9 protein-coding genes and 1 CRISPR repeat array are annotated in these 10,832 nt (G+C 32.2%); of the genes, 4 read left to right on the plus strand and 5 right to left on the minus strand.

All coding sequences use genetic code 11. The features are described 5' to 3' along the window. The first annotated feature begins 51 nt into the window (after positions 1-51). Positions 52-1,536: direct repeats of the CRISPR family, unit length 36 nt; unit sequence AATATCGTGTTTTCAAATCTTTAATCAAACCACAAC. A gap of 72 nt (positions 1,537-1,608) precedes the next feature. From B4I81_RS10880 to B4I81_RS10900, 5 genes are all read right to left on the minus strand, one after another. Further along, positions 1,609-1,887 carry a type II toxin-antitoxin system RelE/ParE family toxin gene (locus B4I81_RS10880; RefSeq protein WP_291110573.1) on the minus strand — a complete coding sequence of 93 codons (279 nt, stop codon included), beginning with the start codon at positions 1,885-1,887 and terminating at the stop codon, positions 1,609-1,611. After that, on the minus strand, positions 1,880-2,122 hold the full coding sequence (locus B4I81_RS10885) for a ribbon-helix-helix domain-containing protein (RefSeq protein WP_291110576.1): 243 nt from the start codon (positions 2,120-2,122) through the stop codon (positions 1,880-1,882). Before B4I81_RS10885 ends, B4I81_RS10880 begins: the two co-directional genes overlap by 8 nt. Before the next feature lie 45 nt (positions 2,123-2,167). Next, positions 2,168-5,539 (minus strand): type II CRISPR RNA-guided endonuclease Cas9, encoded by a 3,372-nt coding sequence (gene cas9 / locus B4I81_RS10890; RefSeq protein ID WP_291110578.1) that lies wholly within the window; start codon positions 5,537-5,539, stop codon positions 2,168-2,170. Between the two features lie 282 nt (positions 5,540-5,821). Beyond that, a complete protein-coding gene (locus B4I81_RS10895) occupies positions 5,822-6,568 on the minus strand; it encodes a hypothetical protein (RefSeq protein WP_291110580.1) in 747 nt (248 codons plus the stop codon). Between the two features lie 202 nt (positions 6,569-6,770). Beyond that, positions 6,771-7,703 carry a peptidylprolyl isomerase gene (locus B4I81_RS10900; RefSeq protein ID WP_291110582.1) on the minus strand — a complete coding sequence of 311 codons (933 nt, stop codon included), beginning with the start codon at positions 7,701-7,703 and terminating at the stop codon, positions 6,771-6,773. A gap of 74 nt (positions 7,704-7,777) precedes the next feature. On the opposite strand from B4I81_RS10900, the gene B4I81_RS10905 reads away from it, so the two are divergent. The 4 genes from B4I81_RS10905 to B4I81_RS10920 form a co-directional block, all read left to right on the plus strand. Then, positions 7,778-8,575, plus strand: coding sequence for a class I SAM-dependent methyltransferase (locus B4I81_RS10905; protein ID WP_291110583.1), 798 nt, complete (start codon positions 7,778-7,780; stop codon positions 8,573-8,575). A gap of 17 nt (positions 8,576-8,592) precedes the next feature. Continuing rightward, entirely contained in the window at positions 8,593-9,270 is a 678-nt protein-coding gene (gene trmD, locus B4I81_RS10910; protein WP_291110585.1) for a tRNA (guanosine(37)-N1)-methyltransferase TrmD, read from the plus strand. 137 nt (positions 9,271-9,407) lie between these two features. Further along, positions 9,408-9,764 carry a 50S ribosomal protein L19 gene (rplS, locus tag B4I81_RS10915; protein WP_291110586.1) on the plus strand — a complete coding sequence of 119 codons (357 nt, stop codon included), beginning with the start codon at positions 9,408-9,410 and terminating at the stop codon, positions 9,762-9,764. A 155-nt stretch (positions 9,765-9,919) separates the two neighbouring features. Beyond that, a partial coding sequence (locus tag B4I81_RS10920) for an NADP-dependent isocitrate dehydrogenase (RefSeq protein WP_291110587.1) occupies positions 9,920-10,832 on the plus strand: 913 nt, incomplete at its 3' end.

Below are 10,832 nucleotides of genomic sequence, written 5' to 3' on the forward strand. Positions count from 1 at the left end.
AATCTTTAATCAAACCACAACAATTTTGTCATAATAGTGATGTTTGATTTTAATATCGTGTTTTCAAATCTTTAATCAAACCACAACTGTAATTGAGTGATTTTAAAAAATATTTGTAATATCGTGTTTTCAAATCTTTAATCAAACCACAACTCCTCATTAGTTTAGTGCTGAATTGGGTTCAATATCGTGTTTTCAAATCTTTAATCAAACCACAACTAAATAACCCTACTAAAGTTGCTACAAGTAAATATCGTGTTTTCAAATCTTTAATCAAACCACAACTATTTCAGCCGTTGGGTGTATTTGCTTTGCAATATCGTGTTTTCAAATCTTTAATCAAACCACAACTTAAACAAACCGATTAAAGTTACTATTAAAAATATCGTGTTTTCAAATCTTTAATCAAACCACAACTGCCCGTCAAGTCTCCGCTGTAAACAATATAATATCGTGTTTTCAAATCTTTAATCAAACCACAACTGTGCATCTGTTAAAGAACTCCAACGGCTGAATATCGTGTTTTCAAATCTTTAATCAAACCACAACATGACGTTTTTTGTTGATTATAAATTCTAAAATATCGTGTTTTCAAATCTTTAATCAAACCACAACATCAGGAAAAGGTGGAAATCTTATCAACTTAATATCGTGTTTTCAAATCTTTAATCAAACCACAACTGATACAATCAAGAACTGGAATAACTATATAATATCGTGTTTTCAAATCTTTAATCAAACCACAACAAGCTATGTGTGCTTACATAGTGATTTTCAATATCGTGTTTTCAAATCTTTAATCAAACCACAACAACTCCTAAATTTATAAAACCATGTTTATAAATATCGTGTTTTCAAATCTTTAATCAAACCACAACAAGCACTTCTAATCCCTCTAAGTTTTTGAAATATCGTGTTTTCAAATCTTTAATCAAACCACAACATGGGGTTGGTTTATTTCAACAAATTATTAAATATCGTGTTTTCAAATCTTTAATCAAACCACAACTAAAAAGTAGAGAGCTATCCCTTAACCCAAAATATCGTGTTTTCAAATCTTTAATCAAACCACAACGTCCTCCGACATCATAGAACCACTGTTAATAATATCGTGTTTTCAAATCTTTAATCAAACCACAACTAATGCTCTATTAAAAGTATGTTCACGTGTAATATCGTGTTTTCAAATCTTTAATCAAACCACAACTACTTCTATTTTATCGGCAAATTCTTTAATAATATCGTGTTTTCAAATCTTTAATCAAACCACAACTAACCTGCATCGATAAAGCTTTCAAAAGTAAATATCGTGTTTTCAAATCTTTAATCAAACCACAACAACTCCGACTTTATCGGCAAATTCCTGAAAATATCGTGTTTTCAAATCTTTAATCAAACCACAACGGTACCTAACGAAATCCCTTATCCGTTACAAATATCGTGTTTTCAAATCTTTAATCAAACCACAACGGTAGTGTTGTACGCCCATTGGGGGTTATTAATATCGTGTTTTCAAATCTTTAATCAAACCACAACTGAGTGACTACGTAGAAACTCCGTTGTGGTTTGAGCTGTTTAAAAATTTGAAAGTTTTATGTCAATGAACTATTAAAAATCTTGTCTTCCTATTATCGTAATAATTTCAACTAAATTATCATTTAGTATTTTGTAATAAATAACATCTGCTTTACAAACACAATACCTATACTTTTTATCTAAGTGTGCAGCTGTCGGAAACATATAAGGATTTTTTGCTATTCTTTCAAAACTATCAAACAACAACTCATAATACTTATCCGCTTGTTGCATTCCAAATTTATAAACACCAAATTCATGAATCCTATCTAAATCTTCTTCAGCATCTTTAGTGAGAATATAACTATTCATTTTTGTATTTGCTTTTTATCTTTTCTAAAAGTTGCTCTTTAGATAAAGTACTGTGTCCACTTTTTTCAGCTTTCTCAATTTTATTTCTAACAAAATCAAAATACTCTTCTTGTCTTCTTGCTTTTTGAATCAAATAATTTACCGCTTCGCTCTTGCTAGTAAATTCCTCTTTAGCTACTTGTTCTTTTAACCATTCATCATTTTGATTGGCTAAAGTGATACTTTGTCTTGCCATAATATTTTTATTAAGTGGTGTAAATATACACCAAATAAAATTATTCTACAACTTTTGGATTTTTCCTGAAACTGTAATTTTCACTTTTATTGGATTATGTGTAGACCATCCATTTTTACCAAAACCAAAACTATTAATTTGTTGTTTTTCTTCAGGATTTTGTATTGATGATGTGAGTGCTTTTCTAAGATAATAATCACCCGATGTAAATTTCTGAACTCTATACAAGTGCTCTTTTAAAATTTCATAATCAGGGTTTTCCCAATTGATTTCATCTTCGTTTAATCCTAATAAAAACATATCGTTGATATGTAATGTGGTTACAATTTCTTTTCCATCTATTGGTAATTGATAAGCAGATTGTCCTGTTCTTTTTCGTTCTACCACTGTCCAAAAAGCAACTACTTCTTCTTTTAGGTTTCCTTTTTCATCTTTGTAAATTAATACGTGATGATTATTTCTTGGGTTTACCCATTGATTTAACTTGTCTTTGAGTTTTTCTGCTCCACCAATATTTTCTTTTATTCTTACTTTTAAAATTGGAACTGGAGCTCTATTTTTATTAGGTAAGAAAATTTGTGGTTGCTTAACTCCGTTTTCATCTGCAACAAAAAAAGTATTGGCTGGCACTTTATCTTTCACAAAACCACCTAATTCATTTACTCTTTTTAAAATTAATAATCTTGTGGTTTCATCAACCACTTTATCTATTTGTTTGGCAGTTTCTAAACTTTCAATAGGTTTTCTAACGTGAAAAGCTTCTTCTCCATTAAAAGTTCGTTTTCCAAATACCGTTTCTTTATGCAATTGCCCACGAGCAGCTACGCCTTTATTGGTGTGTTTTTTACCATTTTTTTCAACGGTTTTATAGCGAATGGTTATATCGTTTGAAACTTTTTTATGCGAAATCAATATTTTTTCTACAGCTTTTTCGGCGTCATAATTAAAGGTTTCCCAAGGTAATGGAAATTGTTTTAAATCATACGTTCGGTTGTATCGGTTCCATTTTGATAATTCTTGCACATACGAAAGTTTGGTATAGGCCATAACCAAGGCATCAATAGCATGATGACGATGATCTTCACGTATTTTAGCATTTTCGTCATTCAAAATATGGTTCAATCCCCATTTTTGTCGCAAATTTGAAGTGGCTTGTCCAGGAGAAACCATCACATTTTTACACACTTTTGATAAATAATTTTTTGCTTCTTTACTGATATAACGGGTATCGTTTAATTGTCGAGAAGAAAAATCATCATCAAATTTTTGTTGTACAAATCGTTTGAATTTTTGATAGGCATTTGGATATTCTTTAGTATCAGAAAATAATTTCAAGGCACGCTCTTTAATGGCTGACCAATTGGCTTCGTCACTTCCGTAAAATTCAAAAGGTGTTTTGTTTCCTTTTTTTATATTTTCTGTTCCTAAACACAAGGTTTTGTTAGAAAAACTATCATTTAACGATTTACTCCACGGATGAATGTGTTCTATTTGCCATTTGTTGGTAAACAATTCATTGATAGGAATTGATAAACCTGTATAAGGACAAGTTCGTTTACATTCTTCCCAAAGTTTGAATTTTAAAATGTTATCGTGCGATAAATTTGTGTATTTTAATACTTCGGCTTTTACTCTATCGTTTTCACGTTCTAAACGTTGTTGGTTTCTTCGTGTTTTGTAGCGTTCTGATTTTGAAACTTTTAAATCACGAGCCATCTCTACTTTTATTTCATCTATTTTACCGTGTTCATCAATCAATTCATTGACTAATTTTCGCAACTCAAACAAGGCTGTGATTACGATTGGGTTTTTAATTTGTTGAATTTCCTTATCAGCTTCACTTCCTAAAGGCAATTTTTCTAATAGTTCAGAAACTTCAATAGCTGCAGAATGATGGTATAATTTTCGCAATTGATGGTCTGAAATGTTATAATCATTTCGAAGAATATCTTTTATAATATCTATAAAACCACCTTTATTTTTAGAGCGAATAATTTCGTAAACATTATCATAAAAGAAATTTCTTTTTTCGTCTGATAATTTTTCCCAATCAGAACCAAAAACATTTTTAATTCCACCAAGTACAACCGCAACGTCATAGGTAAAACCTAATTTTAAAAATGGTAAAATATTTGAAATCGCTTTTCTACTCAAACTAGAATAACCATCTTTAAGATTGAATTTTGCAATAGATTCTGCTTGTTCTTCAGTAAAATTCCAATTTTTAATAGCATATTCTTTTAGATTCGATTTACTGTCGAAGAAATACAGCACATGCCAAATATCTTCTTGCTCCTTCTCAGAAAACTCAAACCATTTTTTACCAAAATATTTTTTATTGGATAAGTTAGAAATTGTGTGAGTCCCAACAATCTTATCGTCATCTTTATAATTGAATTTGAATTCTGCACTTTCTTTACCAATAGCTTTTCTAATTTTCTTAAAATCAGGTTTTTCATTAGCATATAAAAACTCAACTATCTTTTCTTTTTCTTCTTGAGAAATTTTCTTTCCATTATATTCCACGGTATTCACCCATTGCCAAACTCTAAATTGCTCAAATGGAATGGCGCTAATTGGACATTTCGTTTTGTTAGGTTCAAAAGAACAATTTCCAACCAAATGTTTTTGCGAACGTAATGGACGTTGATGAAATAATATCCCGTCTTCTTTGTAACCGTCCAATTTTCTTCCACCAAATAAGGTTTTTAATTCGTTAGTAAGTTGAGAATGAAACTGTGATTGTTTATTCCAAATCAATTCAAACTCATCTACATACATTTTTCGGGTTGTATATCGGTTTCGAATTCGTTCCAAACCATCTTGAAAAGGTTGATTTTCTTTGGGATAAATTTCAAATAAATAAGAGCCAAGTGTTTTACCTTGAATACTTTCTTGCGTTTCAGTAATTCCAATTTTACCTTCTTTTGGATTTCCTTTAAAAATAGCTCCATCATCTGTTCCTCCTTTTCTACTATTACTTAAAAACCCGCGTCTTTGAATTAAGTGATAAAAAATTCTACCTATTTCTTCTAAAGATAATTTTTCATTTAATGCTTTCTGACGTAATTCATAAGGATTTAAAGCAAACCAATTCGCTAGTTTGTCTGATGGAAACTCTTTAGTTTTTTTCCAATCTTCAAAATCCGCAACAACCATCGGACACATTTTATTTTCTGAAAGTGCTTTTAACAAAATTTTCTTTCTCAAACGTCGTCTAAAAAATTGACGACGAACACCTCTTGCTCCAGTTCTTCCAGCATTTTTAGACATTTCTCTTCCTTCTCCCTCACCTAAATTTTCAACACCCATTGGAAATATTCTACTCCCAATACCTAAAATTTTATTTTGAGCATCATCAATCAATGCCCACCCAATCGAGTTTGTCCCTAAATCTAATCCTAATATTCTCGCCATAACTATCTGCTTTAAAATCAATTCATAAATATAAGAAAAAGAAAATTACTACAAATACGGAAATCTGTAAACTAACTAAAAAAGTTTTTTATTATATTTGTAACAGATTAAACTTTCAAATCTTTAATCTTATCACAATAAGGCTATATGCCGTAGGTGAAAACCTTTAGTCCTGCTTCGGTGGGACTTTTTTTTTCCGTACGGACAGGTCGCGACCTGTCCCCCTTTGATTTAATTTATTAAATCCAATTTATCACAGAAAAAATAAATAACAATCTGCCCTCACAAAACACCCAAAATCTGAATAACACTATGTTGTTGCTCTAATAATGGATGCAATTCGTTATTAACTTCCTGCATATATCGCATACTTACACAAGCCACTAAAACACCATTCATTTCAAAATTAAAATCAGGCTTAGGCAATAGCAAATCACCTTGAAAATCCTTCCCAATTATCTTCCTAATACAATCACTAATTTCATATTGTTGATTCTCAAAATCAATTTTAGCATACATCAACTGAATTTCAATAAAACGTGCCCCTTTAGGAAAAAATAAACTTTTCGATTCAAGATCATAAATAGTAACTCCAGAATTCCATTCAAATTTAAAACCCTTAGAAAAAAGAGAAGCCAAATCTTTCCCTTTAGTCAACAAATAATTCGTCAACAACTCCCTACCCGATAGCTGTTGTAATCCTACAGCTACACTCCTAGAACCTCTCTCAGAAACCACATCGCTGTTCTTAATTTTGGTAAATAAACTAACAATTCGTGCATGACGATCAGTATCTTTTACCAAAACCAATAACGGAAACAAAGCCTTTTTAAAAAGTTGAACACTTTTCATACAACGACCAAACTCGCTACCATTTTCACGAACCCTAACCATTGAATCTTTTGTCTTAATAGCCCTACCATTAAATCCCCCACCTGCTTTGCGTGCTACCCAAACTCCTTTTCTTTTATAAAAAGTAATCCCCATTAATGTTCCCTCAATCTGAACTATCCCTGAAACTTTTGCCATAATAAAATAATTTATAACAAATATAACTATTTTATAATAAGTTTATAGCAACTATATAGTAACTTTATATTAATTTAAATTAATATATTAAGAATACTTTGGCAAAGGCATAAAACAAAAAATCCCAAGACAAAGTCTTAGGATTTCAAATTTTAAAATCTATCTTATTAAAGTACAGACAGGTCGCGACCTGTCCTGAAAATTATTTCACATCCATTAATTCCACATCAAAAACTAAAGTTGCATCTGGTGGAATTACGCCTCCAGCACCTCTTGAACCGTATCCTAAATAAGATGGAATTACAAAACGTGCTTTGTCTCCCACTTTCAATAAAGCAATACCTTCGTCCCAACCTTCGATAACTTGTCCAACACCTAAAGTGAAGTCAATTGGTTGTTTTCTTTTGTATGAAGAATCAAAAACTTGTCCATTTTCTAATGCTCCTTGATAGTGAACTGATACTTTTTTACCTTTTTCAGCTTGTTTACCAGTTCCTTTTTGGATGATTTGGTAACGTAAACCACTTTCAGTCTTTTGAAAACCAGCGGCTAATTTTTCCAAAGCTTCCTCTGCCATTTTTTTTTGCTCAGCAATTCTTTTCTCTCTTGAACCTTCAAATGTTCTGAACGCTTCGATAGCATTCCATTTTTGAGCTTCTTCTCCTACTCTTACAATTTCTAATGAATCAATTGTATCTCCTTGTGCAATAGCATCCACTACATCTTGTCCTTCAACAACGTGACCAAAAACAGTGTGTTTTCCGTCTAACCAAGCCGTTTCTATATGTGTAATGAAGAATTGAGAACCATTAGTTCCAGGTCCAGCATTAGCCATCGATAAAACTCCAGGTCCATCGTGACGTAAAGTTGGGTGAAACTCATCATCAAAGTTGTAACCAGGACCACCCGTTCCTTGCCCTTGTGGACATCCACCTTGTATCATAAAATCAGGAATTACACGGTGAAATTTTAATCCGTCATAATATGGCTTTCCCATCGGACGAGCTGAATTTTCTAATTGACCTTCTGCTAATCCTACGAAATTTCCAACCGTTCCTGGTGTTAAATCGTGCGTTAATTTTGCTAAAATAGTACCTTTTGAAGTATTGAATTTAGCGTATATTCCGTTTTCCATGCTTTTATTTTTAAATTTGAAAGTGCAAAATTACAAAATTAATTGGTAGTTTTGATAAACAAATACCAATTCGAATGGAAGCTACTGATTACCTAAATATCAACAAACAAACTTGGAATAATAAAGTAGAGGTTCATGTAAACTCTGATTTCTATGACATGGAAGGTTTTCTAAAAGGAAAATCAACCTTAAATTCGATTGAACTGGATTTACTTGGTGATGTTACAAACAAAAAAATATTGCACTTACAATGTCATTTTGGTCAAGATACTATGACATTAGCCAGAATGGGCGCCAAAGCTACCGGAATCGATTTATCCGACAAGGCAATTGAAAAAGCGAAAGAAATCAACAATAAATTGAATTTAGACGCGACTTTCATTTGTTGTGATATTTATGATTTACCAAATCATTTAGACGAAAAATTCGATATTGTTTTTACCAGTTATGGCACAATTGGTTGGTTTCCCGATTTAGACAAATGGGCAAAAATAATTTCGCATTTCTTAAAACCTGATGGAAAATTTGTCTTTACTGAATTTCACCCAGTAGTTTGGATGTTTGACAATGATTTTAAAGATGTTTTCTATAATTATTTCAATGTCGAACCTATTTTAGAAGAAGAATCTGGAACTTACGCTGATAAAGAAGCACCTCTAAATGCAAAAACCATCACTTGGAATCATCCAATTTCAGAAGTCTTAAACGCTTTGATTCAAAATGGATTGGTAATTAATTGTTTTAACGAATTCGATTATTCTCCTTACAATTGTTTCAATCAAACCGAAGAATTTGAACCAAATAAATTCCGAATCAAGCACTTGGAAAACAAAATTCCAATGGTGTATTCGCTTTCGGCAACTAAAAAATAAACTCCTATCTTTGCAGCATGCGAATTGATATTATTACCGTTTTACCCGAATTAATGCGAAGTCCATTTGAGGCTTCCATCATGAAACGCGCCATTCAGAAAGGATTGGTCGAAGTCCATTTTCACAACTTAAGAGATTACACTACAAATAAACAACGAAGTGTAGACGATTATCAGTTTGGTGGTGGCGCTGGTATGGTAATGATGGTGCAACCTATCGACGATTGTATTTCGAAACTAAAAAGCGAAAGATCCTACGACGAAATCATTTACATGACGCCTGATGGTGAAACCCTAAATCAAAAAATGGCCAATTCCATTTCGATGTACGAAAACATCATGATTTTGTGCGGACATTATAAAGGTGTTGACCAACGCGTTCGCGATATGCACATTACGCGTGAAATTTCGATTGGTGATTATGTATTAAGTGGTGGCGAAATTGGTGCTATCGTATTTTGTGATGCCATTATCCGATTAATTCCGGGTGTTTTAAGTGATGAAACTTCGGCTTTGACGGATAGTTTTCAAGACAATTTGTTATCACCTCCTATTTATACTCGTCCTGCCGAATACAAAGGATTAAAAGTTCCTGAAGTATTGTTGAGTGGCAACTTCGGAAAAATTGAAAAATGGAGAGAAGAAATGGCGTATGAACATACCAAAAACAGACGCCCTGATTTGCTGGAAGAGTAAAATTGACATTTGAAAGAAAATTATCAATTATTAATTGTTAATTATTAAAATTATTTCATAAATTTGCACCCACTTTGAACCAACCTCTGGCGATAGACGTGTATGTTGCTTTGAATCAAACATTTATAATTAAAACTATGTCAAATTTAGTTGATTTCGTAAATAACGAATTAGTTGCAAAAAAAGATTTTCCTGAGTTTGGTGCGGGTGATACAATCACTGTGTACTACGAAATTAAAGAGGGTGAAAAAACTAGAACTCAGTTCTTCAAAGGAGTTGTAATCCAAAGAAGAGGCGCAGGAGCTACTGAAACTTTTACAATTCGTAAAATGTCAGGTGCTATTGGTGTTGAGCGTATCTTCCCAGTAAACATGCCAGCTTTACAAAAAATTGAAGTGAACCAAAGAGGTAAAGTACGTAGAGCTCGTATCTTCTACTTTAGAGATCTTACTGGTAAAAAAGCAAAAATCAAAGAAAGAAGATACAAAAACTAATTTGTACTTTCTCAAGTATAAAAAGCCGCAACAATGTTGTGGCTTTTTTTATTGAATTTTATTCAAGATTTAAGCAAAATCGCCCCATTATTTCTTTCAAATTTCCTATATTTGGCAGATTTTACAAATTATATTCAAACAAACACATAACATCCATGTCTAATCAGTCTAAAATAATGTATACCATTACGGATGAAGCGCCTATGTTGGCAACACATTCGTTTTTACCTATTGTAAAAGCCTTTACAAAACCTGCTAATATCGCTATCGAAACGAGAGATATTTCTTTAGCGGGAAGAATTTTAGCTAACTTTCCAGAATTCTTAAAAGAAGATCAAAAAGTAGGTGACGCGCTTACCGAATTAGGGCAACTAGCTAACACCCCAGAAGCTAACATTATAAAATTACCAAACATTTCAGCTTCAGTAATTCAATTAAAAGAAGCTATTGCAGAATTACAATCACAAGGTTTCAATATTCCAAACTACCCAGAAGAGCCACAAAACGATACTGAAAAAGAAATCAAAGCAAAATACGCTAAAGTTTTAGGTTCGGCTGTAAATCCAGTTTTACGTGAAGGAAACTCAGACAGAAGAGCACCAAAAGCAGTTAAAAACTACGCAAAAGCGAATCCGCACAGAATGGGAACTTGGGCTTCAGATAGCAAAACTGAAGTAGCTCATATGAATTCTGGTGATTTCTACGGAACAGAAAACTCTACTACAGTTGAAAAAGAAGGAAAATTCAGAATCGTTTTCAATTCAGATAATGGAGCAACTACGGTTTTAAAAGATTTCTCAAATTTAAAAGCTGGTGAAGTTATTGATAGTTCGGTTATGAACTTAAATGCTTTAAAAGAATTCACTAAAGCAACTATTACTGATGCTAAAGCGAAAAACGTAATGCTTTCTGCACATTTAAAAGCAACGATGATGAAGGTTTCGGATCCAATTATTTTTGGAGCTATCGTTGAAACGTTCTTTGCTGATGTGTATACAAAATATGCTGATTTATTCAAATCATTAGATATCAATCCAAACAATGGATTACAAGATTTATACAATAAAA

The sequence above is a fragment of the Flavobacterium sp. UBA6195 genome, assembly GCF_002422095.1.
In the GTDB taxonomy this organism is placed as follows: Bacteria; Bacteroidota; Bacteroidia; order Flavobacteriales; family Flavobacteriaceae; genus Flavobacterium.